21 protein-coding genes are annotated in these 18,040 nt (G+C 62.3%); 10 read left to right on the top strand and 11 right to left on the bottom strand.

Annotated elements, in window-relative coordinates; translation table 11 throughout:
- Window positions 1-6 precede the first annotated feature (6 nt).
- Complete coding sequence (locus RFA01S_RS24960; RefSeq protein WP_015586093.1) at window positions 7-306, bottom strand: hypothetical protein; 300 nt, start codon at window positions 304-306, stop codon at window positions 7-9.
- 64 nt (window positions 307-370) lie between these two features.
- On the opposite strand from RFA01S_RS24960, the gene RFA01S_RS24955 reads away from it, so the two are divergent.
- The 3 genes from RFA01S_RS24955 to RFA01S_RS24945 all read left to right on the top strand — a co-directional run bounded on the left by RFA01S_RS24955 (window position 371) and on the right by RFA01S_RS24945 (window position 1,653).
- Entirely contained in the window at window positions 371-913 is a 543-nt protein-coding gene (locus RFA01S_RS24955) for a hypothetical protein (protein ID WP_015586094.1), read from the top strand.
- Window positions 914-1,090: 177 nt separating this feature from the next.
- Window positions 1,091-1,378 carry a type II toxin-antitoxin system Phd/YefM family antitoxin gene (locus tag RFA01S_RS24950; protein WP_230591632.1) on the top strand — a complete coding sequence of 96 codons (288 nt, stop codon included), beginning with the start codon at window positions 1,091-1,093 and terminating at the stop codon, window positions 1,376-1,378.
- A 26-nt stretch (window positions 1,379-1,404) separates the two neighbouring features.
- The gene (locus tag RFA01S_RS24945) at window positions 1,405-1,653 is read left to right on the top strand and encodes a type II toxin-antitoxin system RelE family toxin (RefSeq protein WP_371828030.1); all 249 of its coding nucleotides are present in this window, start codon (window positions 1,405-1,407) and stop codon (window positions 1,651-1,653) included.
- A gap of 21 nt (window positions 1,654-1,674) precedes the next feature.
- Here RFA01S_RS24945 and RFA01S_RS24940 read toward each other — a convergent pair whose 3' ends face one another.
- Window positions 1,675-2,295, bottom strand: coding sequence for a hypothetical protein (locus RFA01S_RS24940; protein WP_032364994.1), 621 nt, complete (start codon window positions 2,293-2,295; stop codon window positions 1,675-1,677).
- A gap of 313 nt (window positions 2,296-2,608) precedes the next feature.
- Between RFA01S_RS24940 and RFA01S_RS24935 the strand changes: the two genes are divergently transcribed.
- From RFA01S_RS24935 to RFA01S_RS24920, 4 genes are all read left to right on the top strand, one after another.
- Window positions 2,609-3,112, top strand: coding sequence for a hypothetical protein (locus tag RFA01S_RS24935; protein ID WP_015586098.1), 504 nt, complete (start codon window positions 2,609-2,611; stop codon window positions 3,110-3,112).
- Entirely contained in the window at window positions 3,109-3,738 is a 630-nt protein-coding gene (locus tag RFA01S_RS24930) for an RES family NAD+ phosphorylase (protein WP_015586099.1), read from the top strand. The genes RFA01S_RS24935 and RFA01S_RS24930 overlap by 4 nt, the downstream gene beginning before the upstream one ends.
- 63 nt (window positions 3,739-3,801) lie before the next feature.
- The gene (locus tag RFA01S_RS24925) at window positions 3,802-4,872 is read left to right on the top strand and encodes an ATPase AAA (RefSeq protein WP_015586100.1); all 1,071 of its coding nucleotides are present in this window, start codon (window positions 3,802-3,804) and stop codon (window positions 4,870-4,872) included.
- Window positions 4,869-5,888: a P-loop NTPase family protein gene (locus RFA01S_RS24920; protein WP_032364995.1), complete on the top strand. Its 1,020-nt coding sequence runs from the start codon at window positions 4,869-4,871 to the stop codon at window positions 5,886-5,888. The genes RFA01S_RS24925 and RFA01S_RS24920 overlap by 4 nt, the downstream gene beginning before the upstream one ends.
- Before the next feature lie 78 nt (window positions 5,889-5,966).
- On the opposite strand, the gene RFA01S_RS24915 is transcribed toward RFA01S_RS24920, so the two are convergent.
- Window positions 5,967-6,488 (bottom strand): hypothetical protein, encoded by a 522-nt coding sequence (locus RFA01S_RS24915; protein ID WP_015586102.1) that lies wholly within the window; start codon window positions 6,486-6,488, stop codon window positions 5,967-5,969.
- A 311-nt stretch (window positions 6,489-6,799) separates the two neighbouring features.
- Here RFA01S_RS24915 and RFA01S_RS24910 point away from each other — a divergent pair, with 311 nt between their 5' ends.
- Complete coding sequence (locus tag RFA01S_RS24910; RefSeq protein WP_015586103.1) at window positions 6,800-7,429, top strand: TetR family transcriptional regulator; 630 nt, start codon at window positions 6,800-6,802, stop codon at window positions 7,427-7,429.
- A 351-nt stretch (window positions 7,430-7,780) separates the two neighbouring features.
- Here RFA01S_RS24910 and RFA01S_RS28325 read toward each other — a convergent pair whose 3' ends face one another.
- Window positions 7,781-8,146: a histone-like nucleoid-structuring protein Lsr2 gene (locus RFA01S_RS28325; RefSeq protein ID WP_015586104.1), complete on the bottom strand. Its 366-nt coding sequence runs from the start codon at window positions 8,144-8,146 to the stop codon at window positions 7,781-7,783.
- 38 nt (window positions 8,147-8,184) lie between these two features.
- Window positions 8,185-8,808, bottom strand: a complete 624-nt coding sequence (locus RFA01S_RS28320) for a hypothetical protein (RefSeq protein WP_230591901.1) — start codon at window positions 8,806-8,808, stop codon at window positions 8,185-8,187.
- 307 nt (window positions 8,809-9,115) lie between these two features.
- Between RFA01S_RS28320 and RFA01S_RS27970 the strand changes: the two genes are divergently transcribed.
- Together RFA01S_RS27970 and RFA01S_RS24895 are read left to right on the top strand one after the other, a co-directional pair.
- Window positions 9,116-9,280, top strand: a complete 165-nt coding sequence (locus tag RFA01S_RS27970; RefSeq protein ID WP_155289035.1) for a hypothetical protein — start codon at window positions 9,116-9,118, stop codon at window positions 9,278-9,280.
- A gap of 101 nt (window positions 9,281-9,381) precedes the next feature.
- Window positions 9,382-9,849 carry a hypothetical protein gene (locus RFA01S_RS24895; RefSeq protein ID WP_139278538.1) on the top strand — a complete coding sequence of 156 codons (468 nt, stop codon included), beginning with the start codon at window positions 9,382-9,384 and terminating at the stop codon, window positions 9,847-9,849.
- An 842-nt stretch (window positions 9,850-10,691) separates the two neighbouring features.
- On the opposite strand, the gene RFA01S_RS24885 is transcribed toward RFA01S_RS24895, so the two are convergent.
- The 6 genes from RFA01S_RS24885 to RFA01S_RS24860 all read right to left on the bottom strand — a co-directional run bounded on the left by RFA01S_RS24885 (window position 10,692) and on the right by RFA01S_RS24860 (window position 18,014).
- Window positions 10,692-11,690 (bottom strand): aldo/keto reductase, encoded by a 999-nt coding sequence (locus RFA01S_RS24885; RefSeq protein WP_015586110.1) that lies wholly within the window; start codon window positions 11,688-11,690, stop codon window positions 10,692-10,694.
- The gene (locus RFA01S_RS24880) at window positions 11,687-13,348 is read right to left on the bottom strand and encodes an FAD-dependent monooxygenase (RefSeq protein WP_015586111.1); all 1,662 of its coding nucleotides are present in this window, start codon (window positions 13,346-13,348) and stop codon (window positions 11,687-11,689) included. The genes RFA01S_RS24885 and RFA01S_RS24880 overlap by 4 nt, the downstream gene beginning before the upstream one ends.
- The gene (locus RFA01S_RS24875) at window positions 13,345-14,988 is read right to left on the bottom strand and encodes an MFS transporter (RefSeq protein WP_015586112.1); all 1,644 of its coding nucleotides are present in this window, start codon (window positions 14,986-14,988) and stop codon (window positions 13,345-13,347) included. Before RFA01S_RS24875 ends, RFA01S_RS24880 begins: the two co-directional genes overlap by 4 nt.
- Window positions 14,985-15,686 (bottom strand): HAD family hydrolase, encoded by a 702-nt coding sequence (locus RFA01S_RS24870; protein WP_052047793.1) that lies wholly within the window; start codon window positions 15,684-15,686, stop codon window positions 14,985-14,987. The genes RFA01S_RS24875 and RFA01S_RS24870 overlap by 4 nt, the downstream gene beginning before the upstream one ends.
- 2 nt (window positions 15,687-15,688) lie before the next feature.
- Entirely contained in the window at window positions 15,689-16,660 is a 972-nt protein-coding gene (locus RFA01S_RS24865) for a ScbA/BarX family gamma-butyrolactone biosynthesis protein (protein ID WP_015586114.1), read from the bottom strand.
- A 271-nt stretch (window positions 16,661-16,931) separates the two neighbouring features.
- On the bottom strand, window positions 16,932-18,014 hold the full coding sequence (locus tag RFA01S_RS24860) for an alpha/beta fold hydrolase (protein ID WP_015586115.1): 1,083 nt from the start codon (window positions 18,012-18,014) through the stop codon (window positions 16,932-16,934).
- Between the last annotated feature and the right edge of the window lie 26 nt (window positions 18,015-18,040).

Below are 18,040 nucleotides of genomic sequence, written 5' to 3'. Positions count from 1 at the left end.
CTCTGATCATGGGTTCGCATTGATCTCACCCCACGCGTCTAACGCGTGTTGGTAGGTCGCCACAGCACCCGATTCAGTCGGAGCATCGCAGAGCGCGATCGCAGCCCTGGCAAGCGACGCGAGCGCAAGATCTCCCAGATCCAAGATCGCGTCGTCGCCATGACTGAGCAGAGTAAGCATCGTGGTAGCCATCATCTTCGGATGTTCCAGGACTTCAGCGGGCTGAGGCTGGCCCAACTCGATCAAGGCCAGCGCTTCGAGAAACATCGGTACAGCGAACGCCACCCTCGGATTGATTGCGCTCATAGCGTGAAGGTTAGCAATCGGCCGAATACCGGATGTTCTGGAGAATCTCTGAGACGGTGGAGGTATGACATCGAAACGTACCTCCGCCGGCGACAAACGCGCCCGCAAGGTCCAGCAACGTCGAAAGCGACTTGCACAGCAAGGGGTCTCACGTGAGCAGCACGCTGCGCTGGTGCTCGAGCGCAGCGGTGATCCCTCGTTCGTGCAACGGCGCACCAACGCCGACGGTGGGCGCACTCTGTCGTGGAGCAAGGACATGGTGGGTGGTGCGGAGCTCAACGACTCTCTCGAAGAGCAGCGACAGGCGTTTCGGGACAAGTTCGGCCGAGATCTCGGGCCGAACGATCCATTGTTCTTCGACCCAGCTGCTGACACGCCGCAGGAGATCAGTGAGGAGAACTTGTTGGCGGACGTGGACTCCCTGATCGACAAGGCCCGCGAAGCAGGGGAGAACCCCGCCTACTTCCAAGCATGGCGCGACACCGGGTTCTTGCTCACCGAACACAACATGCATCTGTTCTCCGCGTCGGATATCGACGAATGGAACGCGGCGCTCGAACGGCATTGGGACGAAGCGGCATTCGGGCCGTTCGACGATGCATCTTAGGACCTACGGCATGTTCGGGCGGCTGCAGCGAGTCCGAGAGCGGTGGTGAAATTCCCACGCCGCTGACCGCGCGCACTGAAGTCGGATGGGCGAACTTCGGGTTTTGGTCACCAGTTAGTGCTGTGTCGCGTCGAACGGCAATTGCACCCTCGCACTATTTGCGCTCTAATTATGTACATGACTACTTTGCCGGTCGCGGATGCGCGTGCGCGTCTGTCCAAGATTGTGGACGATGCAGAACAAACCCACGCCCGGTATGAGATCACCCGTAATGGGCACCGGGCTGCTGTGTTGCTCGCTGCCGACGATTTCGATGCGCTGCAGGAGACCATTGCAGTGCTATCGGATCAGGAACTGCTGACATCTCATCTTCGGGGCGTGGCGGAGCTGCCTGAGGGTGACAGTCTCGATGCGAAGGAGTTGGCCGAGGTCATGCGGGTCGCTGGCCGGTCTACCCGCGCGTGAGTGAGCCTGAAGCGCCGTATCGGCTTGTGATTGCTCGATCAGCGTCTCGCGCTATCAGTCACACTCTTCCCGAGAAGGTCGCCGCTGCGGTGTACGAGTTCATCACCGGAGCATTGCTGGAGAATCCGCAGCGGGTCGGGAAGCCCCTGGCCCCGCCGCTTTCGCCCGCCTACAGCGCCCGCAGAGGCACCTACCGGGTTCTCTATCTGATCGACGCCGGGCAGCGCATCGTGCAGGTCACCGCGATCTCACACCGGTCAGATGCCTACCGCTGAGAAGATTGCGTAGCTACCGGATTATGTTGCGGAGATCAAGCCTCGTAGGCGTAAGGCTTCCACCAATGGTGGGTGGGTCGCGGTCTCCATCCAACCAGATTTTCGGTCCGCCTTGCTGCCGAGTGAGTCGGATACTGCGCTTCGCAGAATTCGGAGGGCATCTTCGATCGCCTCGCGATCGGCGTGATCGCGATCGAACCAACTCATGTCCGCGCCGATGACTCGTTCGTACTGCACCAGGGCACCATCCTTGTTCACTCCCGCTGTCTCCATCAGATCTAGTGAACCGATCGAGAAGACCAGAGCCCGAGTGATCGTTGTCGGCATTCCGCGCCGGTTTGCTTGGTAGACGGTCGGATCGACAATCCGGCCCATTGCCGGAATCCACAACACTAGGTGTCCTGTCCACCATGTGTCCGACTCCCATTTCGGTGTGCGGCTTCCCAGCTCCACCCACTGCTCGTCCGACCACGCCACCTGCCCGTACACGACCAACGGCTCAGCCTCGATCCCGTAGTCACGCAATGCCGGAATCAGGCAACGCACCGCAGCAATGCAGGTGCCGGAAAAACCGCCCTCGGTGTAGGCCTGCCAAATCTGGCAATGCCGGTCGATGATCTGCACTTCTGCCGGTGCAGTCACGCCAGGATTCGCAGGGGGACGGATCCCCGCTACCGGTGGTGTGACGTACCCGGCCCGCTGCGCCCATTCTGGCAATGCAGCGGCTCCCGGACCGCTACGCGATCGCCCTGACCCCTTGCCTGCACCCTTGCGTTTCTTGCTCACCGGTGACATTTAGACGCTCCCAACCCACCTCGACTCTCTGCCCCGTCGCAGGAGTTTCGCGTCCCGACCGTACCGGCCAGGTACGACACTTCCCGCACGCTAACGATCACATCCCTGTATTCAGGTTGACATGGTTGACATGACGCGAACAGCCGGGGATGATCAGGGTATGTCCACTGTCGAGAAGGATTTCGAGGTCATGGCGCACCGGCTGGTCGAGGCCAGTGGCGCGCCGGACGAGCGTGATCTGGCGTATGCAATAGCGGGCCTCGGCGGCATCGTCAACGGCCTCAAGGCGCGTCGCGCGTGGAGTGAGCACGTAGGGGAAATCTTGACCCCCAGTCAGGCCCTCGACGTTGCGGGTTGGACGCGTGCTGCCTTGAGCAAGGCTGTGAAAGAGAACCGCGTTCTTCGGTTGACCGGCAGCAACGGCAAATACGGCTACGCCGCCGCAGGCTTCACCGATGCCCAACCGGCGAAGCCGATTCTCGGCATCCAAGAGGTGCTGCGTGTGTGGGCGGGGCAGGACCCGCGTGGATGGTTGGCGGTCGCGTGGCTGACTACCGAACAGCCAGAGCTCGACGGCCGTACACCTCGGCAAGCACTTCTCGACGGGGACGTTCCTACGGCTGCTCGCGCTGCCCGGGCTGCGGTCAGTCGGCTTGCGGCGTGAGCGCTGAACGCGCCGTCGTTCATCTGTTCGAGCCCAAGCCCGTCGGTGAATTGGCGGAGCGATTTCCGTCGTGCGTCTACCCGGCTGGGGCCGAGCTGTTTCGATCGCATCAGGCCAGTCTGGGACCGTGGTGGTACTCATCGAATGGCGGCGGCAGGTTCGACCTCGAAGCCCCTGATGGGACTTGCTACCTGGCCGAAGACGAAGTGGTCACTCTCCTGGAGATTTTCGGTGGCCAACAGGTCGTGCCGAGATACGAGGTCGATGCGCGTGCAGCGTCGACGATCACGTTGGATGCTGATATCAGGCTCGCTGATCTGACTGCGAACACCGGTGTCGCGCTCGGAGTCACGGCAGAAATCTTTACTACCGCCGACTATCCGCTGACGCAGCGGTGGGCGGCCGCGTTACGGGAGGCCGGGTTCGAGGGTCTGCGGTACTGGGCCCGCCACGACCTCGAACATGCCCGGCGGTGCATTGCACTGTTCGGGCAAGCGGGGGTGGCAGGCGAGGAGCATCGTCATACCGTCCAGGCCACGGTCACCCTGTCTGAGCGAGCGGACCTGCTGGAGCGGTGGCGTGAAGAAACTGGTGTCGCGATCTTGGACGTACCAGATCTGTTGTAGCGATCGTGGTCAACCGCCCGCAAGGTATTGCTAACGAAACTTACAGTAAGTACTGTAAGTCTCATGAAGATCAGCGCACGTCCTCTGCTCGACAATTCCGTCGACGCCGAACTGTTCGTCGGCCGGCGAGACGAACTCGCCGCGATATGGGACGGATTGAACGCTGAGCTCAACGTTCTGGTGACGGGGGACCGCGGCACAGGCCGAACGTCGCTGCTTAGACAGCTGCAGCTCGACAGCCGAGAGCCGTTCACCGGTGCCCGCCGCGAAGGCGACTTCCCGATGAGCTTCGTTCGGGTCGAGGGGATCTCGGACGGCCGTGACGTGCTCGCCCGCGTCGTAGAACAGGTCACCGGCGAACCGGCAGTCGACAGTGACGGGCCCGACGTCTTGCTGCGGCGATTGAGTGACTTTCGCCTGCAGTTCATCGACGCCACGCTTCGGAGGTGGGCAGCAGAAAGCGACGACGGCACTGCTCCGCTTGGGACGCGGCTGTATCCGGTGATCATCGTCGACGACGTCACCGCATCGGCCGGGCACGCACTGTTCGGGCGGTACCGCGATGAGGTGTGGGCGACGGGATACCTGTGGGCGGTGTCGGTGCGTGAAAGTGACCGTCAAGGTCTCCTGACTCCGCCTGCAGATGCATTCTTCGAGAAGATCGTCGACGTACCCCCGCTCTCGAGAACGGAAAGCATCAAGTTGATCACTCGCCGCGCGGGAATCGACATGGAACCGCAAGCCAGCACCCTCGCTGATGCGGTAGGGCGAAACCCCCGAGATCTGGTAAGTGCTCTGCGGGGATTCCTGCAGGACCCCGGGTCGTACGAGGACAACTACCTGGCCCTCGCCGATAGAGACAATGCGCTCTGGGCTTTGGGTCGCCCAGCGTCGATGCTGGCGGCCGAAATGAAGGTGCGGGGCCCGGTCAGCGCATCGGATGAAGACTTGCTGGCCGCGTTGGGGTGGACGCGTCCTCGTGCTGTACAAGTCTTCAAGCAACTTTACGAGAAGGGGCTGGTCCGGAGCAGCGAAGTCTCGTCAGGTCCCGGGCGGCCGCGGCGGGTGTACGAGTTGACTCCGCCGGCGGAATGGCTGCGGACCGAACACGCTGATCCGGAGGACCAGAAATGAGTGACGCCCTACTGCGTCAATTGCGGGACTCGAAGGCCTTCGACCCGTCGCCGGATCCGGATCGTATGTGGCAGGTCCATGTGCCGTTCGACGTCCTCACTGGCCCCGTGAGTGGTGACTACGAGCAGCGCTTCATGGACGCTGTTCGGCGGCGTGAGCGTGTGGCTCTGATCGGTGCCAGTGGCTCGGGTAAGTCCTCGATCACCGAGTACGTGATGGACGCTCTTCACTCCGAAAACGTTGCAGCACTGAGGATCAGGATGGGATTTCAGACCGACTCCCTCGTCTCCGATCCGGCTGAATTCCCGCGTCTGTTGGTCAACACCATCGCCAAACAGCTCGACGAGAACCGGGCAGTCCAGAAGATTGCTCGGGAAATGCGTGGAGGTTCCCCACATCGACCGGTCAAATTCTCGGTTGGTCTCCCATGGTTGGCCGGCAATCTCGCGATCGAGCTCGGCAGCGTGGTGAACGAACCATCGCAAGGTGAGGATGTCGTGGATCAGGCCATCAGGGTCCTGGAACTGATTTCGCGCAGTGGCTTGATTCCGACGCTCGTGCTCGATGACACGGACCAGTGGATACGTCGTCCAGGTATCGGCGTCGATCCGGAGCCGCGGATCGCAATGTTCTTCGGCTTGACTCTGAGGATGATCGCCGAGCGACTTCCGGCAGCATGTGTCGTCGCCGTCCATAACGACTACATCGACAGCCCCCACTACAAACAGGCTCGCGAATACCTGAACACGCGAATCACCCTGCCCGCCTTAGCTAATTCAGCCGCGCTGGGGTCGATCATCGGTAGGCGGGCCCGCCAGGCCGCGGGAAATCCGAATCTCGGCGCGGTCGACGTCATCGACGCTGACGCCCTCCAGCATCTCTTCGACCACTACGGGGCCGGTCGCAGTGTCCGCCGGGAGCTGGTCGTATTGCAGGATGCGTTGGTACGAGCGTGTTCTGCAGTAAGTGAGACCATCGCCGCAGCTCACGTCGTCGCTGCGATCGCTGCAGGCTAGGACACGACTACCGGCGTAGGTAGTTCGCAAAATGCATCGCCTGAACTGCAATTCGGGTTTACCAACCCCTTTGCAGCTTCAGTAGTAGGTGTGAAACTGCTTGGCCCTGTCCACCGCATCGAGGACCTCAGCGTCGAGGCCTTGAGCTTCTCGTTCGATCGCGTTTACCCGTCGCTTCATGCCTGCTCTGGCGAGCCACGGCGACCACATCAGTCGACTGAGCTGCGCTGCTGACAAGCGCACACATCGCCCCAGCGCAGTGTTGATTCCCCCGGCTTCTTCCTGACCGTCTTTCTGCTTTACGTCGTCGTCGCTCGTCAGGCGCGCCACAGTGGCCAGTTGGATGTACAAACGCAGTGGCCGTCGCGGAACCCGTGCAATGATCGCGGCCGTCTCAAGCTCGCGGACACTGTCCTTGAAGTGCTGAAACGACGGATCAGTGGACGACGACCCTGCCCATCGGGTGCGTTCGGTGCTCGCCAAGTGCCGGAGAACCTCGCTACGCAGTTGACGGCGTTGCTGACTGCCGATCAGGTACTGGCCCGCAAAGGATCCGATACCGAGAGCTCCGATAATCGAGGCCACACCACTGATATCCATTTCGTAACAGTATTCGGATCCAGAACTTGGGGTCGGTTGACGCAACGTGAGTGGTGAAAAAGGAGAGATTTTTCCGTACCTATTGCGCCTCACGCGGCAGCAGATGTTCCGACTCCCGAATATTTGCCGGTGCTCGAAGTGTCCACCTCCGCAGGCATAATCGTGGACTGTTGGAGCCGATCGACTTTGGAATGGCGAAATTCCTCGCCTAGGGACGGTAGTGCTTCGGTCGCCGACAGATGGTCGGATCCGCGCGTGCGAATCGGAGTAGAAGGCAGTCCTATGTGGCGATGGACCGGAGAGAGTGTGACATGACGGTTGCCGATCAGAAGGTTTCGGAGCGGGAGAATGCCGAGCATCGCGCGCGTCCTCCGCAGAAACGTGCGCAACGGACCCGTGACGCGTTGATTACCGGTGCGGCTCGAACCATCGCATGTGGGGGAAGCGGCGTCACGGTCAACGACCTGATACAGGCTGCAGGGGTGACCAAAGGGGGCATGTACTTCCACTTCCCATCGAAGGACGCTGTTGTTCATGCAGTGGTCGACCAGGCTGCTCGACAATGCGAGTTCCTCCGGGCGCATCGCCCGTCTACAGGAGACACTGTGGCCGATGTTCAGGACTTGCTCGGCGGCTACTTCACTCATGCGAAACGGTATTGGTCTCTGAGGGCAGCAGCGGTGTTGTGGACCGACCTCCACTACGAGGACGTCGCACGGGCCGCGACCTACCACCCTCTCAGGGCCGCGGTCCTGGCCCTTCTGACCAGCAACGGCAGGCTGCCGACGATATCGGTGGACACTGCCGATGCTGTCATGGCCATCGTGTGCGGCGTGACGACCACCGCCGGGCCGGGGGGCTTCGGTGACGGCGGCGATCTCGACACCGTCCTGCGGTTGACGGGGCCCGTGATCGCGGCTGCCGGTGCAGTGGCGGTATGAACAGCGGTGGCGGGGACTCCGGGAAGCCTTGATCTCCGCCGGTTACCCGCGGCCGGTAGTGGGCGACGAGCCGGGCCAGCTCACGTTGTCGTGGGGCACCGGTGTCGGCGTACGAGAGATGTGTGTGAGCCCTTCAGGGGTGGTCGCCCGGACACCGGACGCGGTCTTTGCCTTGGGCCTGTTACGTCAGTCGGCAGCAGACTGGGTATCGCCGCTGCACCCGCTGATCGCAGAGCCGATCGTGCGCACATCCGAATCGCCCTTTCGGGTAGTCGAGCCGGTGACCAACATCGTTCGGAGCGCGTCGGTGATCCGGCGTTCGATGACGTGCCAGGTGAGTTTCCTGGGCTGTCAGTGTGCGGCGTTGTACGCCTCTTCGATGTCGGTGGGGATGCGGCCTCGATCGCCGATCTCGTGACCGTTGTCCGCCGCCCACTGCCGAATTGCGCGAGTCTGCGCCGGGTCACGCTTGGCCGGTGTCCCGGCTGTCGAAGGCGTCGACGCGGTTGCGGGGAAGGGTTTACGTTTGCGTCCGCCAACCCGCGCGGCGTGCTTGATGTAGTAGTCGAGCTTTCTGTGAAACTCGCTGGCGTTCTTTGCTTTCAAGTCGATCACGTACTCGACGCCCTGGACCGCGAACTCGATCGTTTCACCGGAGTCGTCGATGACCGATCCGTCGATGTCGTCGACCAATTGAATCGTTTCTAGCTTGGCCACAGTGAAGAAACCCTCTCGCAAAAATGTATGGAAGACAGCTAAGTGAGCGTATAACGGGTCTGCGTGGTCGTGACAACTGTGGGTGCGGCGCGCGTGGTTCGGATGCAGGATCGAGAGAGTGCGATTATGGGCAGCGCTCCATTCGTGGTCGGCGATGAAGCCCAAGTTACTAGTCGGGCGATGACGTCGACGCCGTCGAATGTCTGGTTGTGCTGTTCTGACGACCGTTCGATCAGGGAAATGAGGCGGACCAGCCCTTCCGCGTATCGGGCCAGGGTCCGCGGCGAGAGGTCGTAAAATCGGTACACCCATATCGTCCCGGAAGTGGCCTCGTTGAGAACGCGCGCGGCCGTGCGCGGATCGATGACAACGCTGCCGCCTACATCAGAGGGGTCGTATTCGCCCGTGTCGGCGGGTCCTTCGACATTCTGCGCGTAGTAGCCCACAACGTTGGTCGCGTCTGTGTAGCGGTACCTCTTCGCTTTCAGTGCGCGGAGCAGGAAGCCCTCGTAGATGTAGTTGTCACCACGCTTGGTGGGGTAGACCGTGCCGTCGTTGTATCCCTGATACGCACTACGCTGATCATCAGCGACATCGACGCCGCCGAACCCCCTGATCAGGATTAACGGTCGGCATTTTATTTCGCCCATCTGAACCTCCACGAGTGTTCGTCGCAGCAGGCACATGCCCCCGCTGTAACTCGTCGTCCTTGACTCAAATCGACGGGTGGAGATACCTGAGGTGCAACCGCGAACCCGCTGAGCTGGTCGTTGCGGCCAGGCCGCTTCTGATGGTCCTCGTGTTGGGGGGCGATGTCACTGGTAGTTAGGGCTGACAACCGTTTGAACGGCAGACCCGTTGGCCTGCGGATGAGAATTCGAGCTGTTCGTGGTGTCCGGTCCTGACGCTAGTGTGCATCGACAGAGACAGCCAACAGGGGCCTTGGCCTATCGGTGGGGGTGAATGATCATGCGAGACAAGAGCGGTGGAGATGTGAACGTCGACGGAAGCGGGGACGCCGTAGGACACGTCGTGGACAGGTTCGCCGCGGTGATGACCGAATTCGACGTCGATACTGCCGGCGTGGGTGTGCCGTGTATCGATTCGGTGTGGCAGGGGGAGTTGCGGGGATGAGGGGCCGGCAGCTCGTCGTTGTTGACGTCCACACCACGGGGCCGTCGTTCGAGGCTCACGAGGCCTTCGAGCTCGCCGCGATCGACGGTGCATCCGGGAGGGTGTGGGATCTCGCGCTGCCTTTGACATCGGCACAGCTCGAACGGGCGGATTCAACATTCCTGCAGCTCAGCGGATACCACCGTCGACGGCTGGTGGAAAAGGCGCAGCATGACGCGTTGACCATTGGAACGGAGCTCGCGGCGCTCAGTGATGTGTTGGCTGGAAACACGCTCGGCGGCGCAGATCCGGAGATCCATGCGGCATTTTTGAGCAAGGTCTTTCACCGGCATGGTGTCCGGTCGCGTTGGCACCACCTGCCCGCAGATATCGCGGCGTTGACCGCCGGTGCCCATGGGATCCCCGCAACCAACATTCCGCGGCTGGAGGTGTGCTGCGAATTGTGGAATGTGCAGCTCGCGGAATTTCCTTCGGCGCTGGATCGGGCGCACGCTGTCGCCGATTGCTTCGCGGCGTTCGACCGCAGAAGCGGACGGGAATCGGTGTCGGCAACGCTCAGAGGCGAGTAGGTGTTGAAGCAGCCGCTTATTGCGCTGGGCCACACCTGAGCCCCGCAGTTCTGTCTCGGTAGTCACGCTATCGCAGGCGGCGAATCCAGACGAATGGTATTCTACGAGTTAATACTCGTATTTGATGGCAGCGGCCGTCACCGTTGGACGTGGGGATCTGATGGATCTGTTCATCGATGTCATAGCCTCAATCGCTTCCTGGTGTGCTCCGATGGTTCTGCTCGTGGCTGCCGCAATCCTCTTGGTGGAATCCGGCTTGCTCGTCGGGTTTCTCCTCCCGGGTACTGGCACGGTTCTGGCGGTCGGTGCTCTCGTGGGGCTGGGCGAACTTGATCCCGTCGTGACGGCGATCGTCCTGATCGCTTCGTCGACAGCAGGGGCTCAGCTGGCCTTTCGGTCCATCAGGCGTGGATCGTGTCGCGCTGATATCGCCGGCGCAGGCCGCTTTGCGCGCCTGATCAACAGGGTGCTTGCTCGGGCACGTCAGTTGTTTTCGGGGGATGCGCGCGTCGGGACAGTGACCACGCATTTCGTCGGAGGCGCGAGGACCTTGGGGCCACGTCTCGCTGCGGGTTCCTCGTTGTCGTTCTCGAGGTTCGCGGTGTTGAATATCGTCGCCGCAACCGTGTGGGTCACTCTTCTGTTGACCACGGGAAGCGTGTTGGGAGCCAACCCCGCGTGGATCCCCTGGGCCACTGGCGCTTTCGTCGTGGCCGTAGTTGGAGTCATCGCAATTCGGGCATTTCGGCGCAGTGACGCTCCGGTTCCCGGCGGCACAATTCCCGCCCGTCGATCTGATCGACGGGGCGGGAATGCGGCTGTGCCGTGCAGTTGTGCCCGTGTCATTCGCGGCCGGCTGATACCCAACTCATGTCGGGTGCTCGGGTTCCGGTGACGGCGTCGGCGAGGGTGTCGAGGACGGCGAGCTGGTCCGCGGTGAGTTCGATGTGCACCGAGCCCGCGTTTTCGGTGACCCGATCCGCATTCCGAGTGCCGGGTATCGGAACGACGGGCAGCGCGAACTGTGTACCTTTCACCCGTAGCCACGCCAATGCGATCTGGGCGGGCGTGGATCCGTGCTGTGACGCGATGTCTGTCAATGGGGCGAGGGCGTCGGTGTTCGTTTCGAATGCGTCGAGTTGAAAGCGGGGTAGATACCGCCGAAAGTCGTTGTCGCCGAGCTGTTCCTGTTTCACTTTTCCGGTGAGCATTCCGCGTCCCAGTGGGGAGTAGGGAACGAATCCGATGCCGAGTCGAGCTGCGGTCGGGACGATGGCGTTCTCGACGTCGCGGCTGAACAAGCTCCATTCGGACTGGACCGCGGCGAGCGGATGGGTCCGGTGCGCTCGTTCTAGTTCGGGGGCGGTTACTTCCGATACTCCGATGTGCCGGACTTTTCCGTCGGCGATGAGCTCGGCCATCGCTCCGATGGTGTCGTCGATCGGGATGTGTGGGTCGACCCGGTGAAGGTAGTAGAGGTCGACGACGTCCACGTCGAGGCGACGCAGGCTGTTGTCGATGCACTGGCGGACGTAAGCCCTGTCTCCGCGGCTTCTGCGGCCGGGTTCGGTTACGGAGGTATCGATACCGAATTTGGTGGCGACGGTGACCTCGTCGCGACGGTCGGCGAGGAGTCTGCCGATCAGTTCCTCGTTGGTCCCGAGGCCGTACACATCTGCGGTGTCGATGAAGTCGATGCCGAGGTTGACGGCGTGATGCAGGGTCTTCAGTGCTTGGTCGGGGTCGGATTCGCCGTACATCGAGGTCAATGCCATGCCGCCGAATCCGAGTGCGGATACTTCGAGGCCTGTTCCGAGGTTCACGTGTGGGAAGTCGGTCATGATGCTGTCTCCTTGGAGGCGCTCGTTTCGGGTCGACCGCGTTCGACTGCCTGTGTGTCCGCGGGTCCGGCCACTGCGGTGAGGTAGGTCCGTATGGCTGCAGGGTTCTGCAGCGAGCCGGTCATGCCCACTATGCGGTCGGGACGCACGACAGCGACACCGCCCTGTCCGAGCTCGCTCGAAACGATCTCGTGGGTGTCGATCACGGTGGGAGTTGCGCTCAGAAGTGTGGTGGGGGAGTGGACCACGACCACGACGTGCAGCCGCGACCCCCACGAGTCGAGGATGGCATGTAAGGCCCGGAGTTCGTCGATACTGGTGATGGTGGCCAGCGCCAGGACTCGTCGGTCATCGAGGAGGTCGGGCAGCAACTTGTCGACCTCTCCGTCGAACTGGACGGGATGCGGGGGCAGGAACTTGCCCGGCGAGATGGTTCGACCGCGCCCGCCCCCGCGGGCCACTGACGGGCCGTAGGCCGTATCGATCTGCGCCAGTTGAGGAACGACACGCCGGGTGAGGAGCCCTGTCGCCGAGAGGATTCCGAGGATTCGGTCGCGGATCCACCGCGAAACGGCAGCACGAGTTGTCCACAGTTTCGTCTGAAGATCGGTCATCGCGGCGACCGATTCTGCGACGGGTCGTCGTTCGAGTTCATATGTTTCGAGTAGTGCTGCATCGGCTCCGTCGACCGCTACTGCTGCAAGTTTCCACGCGAGATTCGCCGCGTCCTGTATTCCGGTGTTCATACCTTGACCTCCCGCAGGACTGTGAATATGTGCAGCGTCGCCGGCAAGGATGAATCGGCCCGACACGTAGCGCGAGGACAGTCTCCGGTGTACTCGAAAGTCGCTCTGCCAAAGCACATTACTGACCCGGAAGCGGCCGAGGCCGCGTTGGCCGAGCATGATGTTGGCGCGATCGGTGATCTGAGTCGGCGGTATGAGCGCAGGGGAAGCGGACTGACGGTGTCCGAGAAATACCCGGTGTCCACCACCTGGGAGCGGGACGACGACCGTCACCCCGTCCGGGTGGAGATGGTACTGAGCCTCCCCGACCGACCCATCGGTTTCTAGGGTGCCGTCCACCAGCAGAAAAGCGTCGTCGTAGCTGTCGCCGTCGAAGTCGATGGCCGCTGTTTTCCGCACGGTGCTGTGTGCACCGTCGGTGCCCACGATCCACTCTGCTGTTGTGGTGAAGCGGATTCCGCTCGGACCGACCAATGACGCCCTCGCCCCGTCGCTGGGCCCGGCAGGGTCCGGATCGAGGGCACCGAGGAACTTGTGCCGCCAGCGGACCGTACCTCCCAGCGCCTGGTAGAGCTCGAGGAGAGCTGCCTCGACGAGGGGCTGCGGAAGGGACAGTGGTTTGTGCAGGCCGGGCTGGTCGAGGCCGGTGAAGTCGACGTGGCCGATCTGTGACCCTTTCGACCAGTACGACGCTCGGTCGAGAGTGACGCCGGCATCGAATACCGCGGGATCGACACCGAGGATGCGCAGGCTCTCCTGGGCGGCACTCCAGAGTACGAGGGCTTTCGGTTCGGTCGAGGGCCCCGACTTGCCGTCGATAATCATGTGGTCGACGTTCCTGCGGGCGAGCTCGCAAGCAAGCGTCAGACCTGTGGGGCCCGCGCCGACGATGAGGACGGTGTGCTCGGTCATGTCCGGACTCCTGACGGGCGAGGCGGGGCGAGGCTGGATTGTTCGGCCGAGATCACGTCCTCGTATCCGGTGGACGGCGCGTCGCGGGGTAGGGGAGAGGCCGCTGCGTGCGGGTCTGCTGCCGCGGGGTCGACGAGGAAGTCCTTGCGTCTGATGAGGGTGAATGCCGCGATCGCACCGATGAGGGTGACGATTCCCGCGATCGTCGTGACCTGATGCAGCGCCGAGATGAACGCGATTTCTGCTGCCACCCCAACGTCCTGCCCGGTCTCTTGCAGCGCCGCGACGGCCCCGGAGGCCACGGCGTCGACGGTGGCGTCGAGCTGGGCCGGAGTCAGGGCGGATCCGTACGCGGTGTCGAGTTCGGATTCGATGGTGCGATGAGCCAAAGCTCCGAGTACCGCCACGCCCAATGCCGCACCGACCTGCTGGAATGTCTCGTTGATCCCAGCTCCCATCCCTGAGTCTTCGGCCCGAACGAGAGCCACTGCCGCGCTCGCACGGGGTGGATTGTGTAGTCCCATACCGAGTCCCGCGATCACAAACCCCGGTAACAACGCCGTCCAGCTGTCACCGACGTCCGCGAATCGAAACAACAGAAACCCGATTCCTGTGCACAACAGCGAGATTCCGATCAGAATCGATGTCGAGATCCGGGCGCTCAGTATTCCGCCCACGGCACCGGATATCAGCAGGACGCCGGTAAGCGGCAGGAACCTCAATCCGGTCTCGATAGCCGAGTAGCCCAGCACGCCTTGCATCCACAGCACCGAGAACAAGATGGTGGCCGTGACGGCGAAGTTGATCGCAAACGTTGCCGCGGACAGGCCGTTGAAGGAACGGTTTCCGAACAGGACCATGTCGAGCATGGGATTGCGGACGCGGCGCTCGACCACAGCGAAGCCGAGGAGGGCGAGCACACCGACCGCCAACGCTACCGCGGTACGTGGGTCGGTCCATCCCACGACGGGTGCCCGGATGATTGCAAAGATCAACGCGAACAGACCTGCGGAGAACAGTGCCAGACCGAGGGGGTCGAGACCGCGGCGCGCGGTCGATGTCTGGTGGTCCCGGACTTTCAGAGCGACGACGGCCAGAATGATCAGTCCCACAGGGATATTGAGGTAGAACACCCATCGCCAGTCCACTTCGGTGAGGATGCCTCCGATCAACGGTCCCGCAGCGATGGCGATGCCCGAGGTGGCCCCGAAGATGCCGAAGGCGGTTCCTCGTTGGCGGCCGTGGAACGTCGCTGCGATCATCGCTGGGCCGACGGCGTACATGATGGCCGCGCCGAGGCCTTGAACTCCACGTGCTGCGTTGAGCAGAGTTGCTGACCCAGCGAGACCGCAAGCCACGGACGCGAGGGTGAAGGCCAGCGCGCCGACGGCGAAGATCCGGGTGCGGCCCAGTCTGTCCGCGATCGAGCCGGCGGTGAGCAGAAACGCGGCCAGTGCCAGGGCGTAGGCGTCGATCACCCATTGCAACTGCTCGAAGCTGGCCGAGAGGTCTCGTTGTATCGCGGGCAGTGCGACGTTGACGACGGTGAGGTCCAAGAACAGCATGAATGTTCCGAGGCAGACCGCTGTCAGCGTCCACCAGCGTTCGGGGGCCGACTGCAGCGGTTCGGGGGTGCTCATGCGGACTCCTCGAGGAGCGCGTCCGCGGTGGGTTGCGCGGCCGGCTGCTGGCGTCCGAACCAGGCGTCGATTGCCTCGATGGCTCCCGCGGTGTCGGTGAAGTGATGTATCTGCATTCCGTGCGCTCGGGCGGCTTGGCAATTGCGTAGGTCGTCGTCGACGAACAGGCATCGAGCGGCAGGGACGCCGAGTCGTTCGGTCGTCCGGCGGTAGATTTCGGGTTCGGGTTTGCGGACACCTTCGTTCGCGGAGACGACCTCGACGCTGAACAGGCCTGTGGGGACGATTCCTCGCCACTCGGGTTCCCATTCTCGGACGTTGTTGGTCAACAGTCCCAGAGTTCGTCCTTCGGATTTCAGCGTGTGCAAGTAGTCGAGAAGTTCCGAGTTGGGGACCCGGCCGGAGAACCATGCCGGCCGGAACTGTGACAGGTCGATAGCGCGTCCGGTCATGGTTTCCAGTGCCGATCCGACTCGGTCGAGGAAGGCCGCTTCGGTGATTTCGCCGCGTTCGAGCGGGGCCATGATCGTTTCGTCCGGGTCATCGTGCGCGGTGAACAGGGCACCCATCAGGTCCTCCGGTTGCACGGACATGTACTCGGTGAACGCCGCGATGGTGTCGGCGATGGGGTTGGTCAGGACGCCGCCGTAGTCGACGACGAGAACGAGGGGACCGGTGTCGATACTGTTGTCGGACATCGTCATCCCACCTCGACCTGCGAGCGGACGATGACGACGTCACCCTGGACGAGTTCGAAAGATGCGACGATCCCAGTCCCGGACTCGGTGGGTGCGGTGTCGATCAAGCGGCAGTAGACAGGAAGCTCGTGTTCGGCGAAGTCGAGGAACTGGATGTCGTAGCGCACCGGGGAACCGACCGACGATTCCGGCAGTGAGTGGGTGTCGAGGACGGCGCACACCGATGCCTGCCTGCACGCTTCGGTCAAGAGCATCCCCGAGACGTGGTCGACCTTGTGATCGGAGAGCGACGGGTGGTTGTTGTCGACGACGACCTCGTACGTCGTGTCGGGGTGTTCGGTGCCGGTGGAGGCGATGACGACGTTCTTCGAGTCCCGCCGGGCAACGCGTGCAGGCGGAAGCGGAACGGCGGCAGAGGTATACGGCTGATCGGGGGTGTTCTTCGCTGCCCGCCCGGCCGCGCGCATCTCGGCGAACATCTGCTTGGGCATGAAGCTCAGGGATCCGACGAATTCGCCGACAGGCACGCCGTCGAGAACGGTCTGGTACCTACCGACTGCCCCGGTCAGGTACCCCTCGACGTGGAACCGCTTCTCGAATTCGACTCGGATGACCAACCGGCCCGGTGTTTCCCCGACCTGGAGGGCAGCGAGGTCGGTCACCGACACCGAGGCCTTGCGGAAGACGAACGCCCAGTCCTTGGGTACTCCGTAGAACTGGTGACTGATCAGGATCGAGGCCTGCCTGCATGCCTCCACGAGGATCATGGGGTCGTACCGGTCGTCGAGTCGGTCGCTGTAGAGGGCATGCCCTCGCGGTAGCTGCGCGGCGACGACGAATCGGTTCTCGCCCGTCGCAGCAGCGTCGGTGAGGAAGACCTCGCTGACAGCTGCGCGGTGGACGAGGCTTCGCGGCACAGTGCGATCGAATGTCAGTTCACTGGCGATATCGAACGGTGGTGTGGTGACAGTCATTTCTTCCCCCAGGAAGGTGGTCGCAGATTTTCTGCTTTGTGCGAAACGCACCGATCGGTACGTGGTTTCAAGTACAGCGCCACGTTTTCGATAAGTCAATTCTTTTCACGTTAATTCCAAATGTTCGGAAAGTGATTCCCGTAACAATATAATTTCAGTTCGAGCGCAGATATACCGCCAGTAATTCGAGCACTATTGTGAGCCTGTGCACACGGTTAAGTGCACAGGCTCGCAATAGTGCGTTCAGCTATTTGATGCCGATCTGATGCGGTCAGTGGGGTTGTCGGGCGTCGAGCCACTGGTCGAGCGAGTCGAAGACGATGGCGGCGTTCCGTGCGTGGCCCATGTAATGGCCTGCGTGAGGAATCGTGATCGCCTTTCTGTCCGATGTTCCGGTGAACGATGCAATATGTTCGTCACCGAATTGCACGCGTGCGTCGTCCTGTCCGTAGAGGCCGAGAACTGGAATGTCTATGCTCGACATTTTGGCCAGGTCGAGAAGAATTCCGGGGCCTTGTGAAAGCATGTCGCCGCACGGGTGTTGGTTCTGATAGGGCGCTGCTGTATCGATTACTTGTTGTTCGGTATCGGCATAGTTTCCTGTCACGAATTCAGTGGTTCCTTGGTCGTAAAAGGTGTAGCCCTTGGCGGCGGGATTGTTTTCCGATGCCGAGCCTCCGGTGAGGCAGCGTGGTGTGGCGGCGAAGAATCTGACGTAGGCCTCGGGTGTCAGTCCGCGATCGGCCCAGTCCATGACGACGAGAGCGTCGACGTCGTCGAAGGTGTAGGCCTCGATCTGGACGATCTGCCCGCCGTTCGACTGGCCGGCGAGGGTGATGTGCCCGAAGGTGGGGGCCGTTCCGGATGCATCCCATTGATAGGTGCCGGTACGCAGCGCTTGGACGATCTGATGGGCCATCGTTGCTTGGGACCCCACGCACATGGCCCCGCCTGCCGGAGCGTCGCTCGTGTCGTATCCGAGTCTGTCGATCGTCAGTGAGGTCTGTCCGCGAGCGGCCATTTCGTAGGTGTGGTGGTATCCCTCGACTGGAAGACGCCAGTACCATTCGCCGGCTGCGATGCCGTGTTCGTAGAGGGTGATGGCGTTGCCGAAACCCTCTGCGGGAGCGGTGAGATGGCCACGGATGGTGTAGGTTCCGCCGTCGGCGGTGCACGGGACGGCTGTGTCGTTGGTGTTGCGGACTGTGAAGGACACCGGTACGTCGATCACGTCCGATCGGGTCGGCTGCGCGGAGGCGATGGCCGTTCCACCGAGAAAGATGGCGGTCGACGCGACGGTTATCGCAATCGCGGCGAGGAGCCGTGAGAGGGGGTGATGGCGGCTGTCGAGCATGGGGTACTCCGATCGGGGCGGGGATG

It is taken from the genome of Rhodococcoides fascians NBRC 12155 = LMG 3623 (assembly GCF_001894785.1).
GTDB classification, from domain to species: Bacteria; Actinomycetota; Actinomycetes; order Mycobacteriales; family Mycobacteriaceae; genus Rhodococcoides; species Rhodococcoides fascians.
The sequence above is the reverse complement of the archived record's forward strand: the minus strand, read 5'-3'. Positions and strand labels throughout refer to the sequence as shown.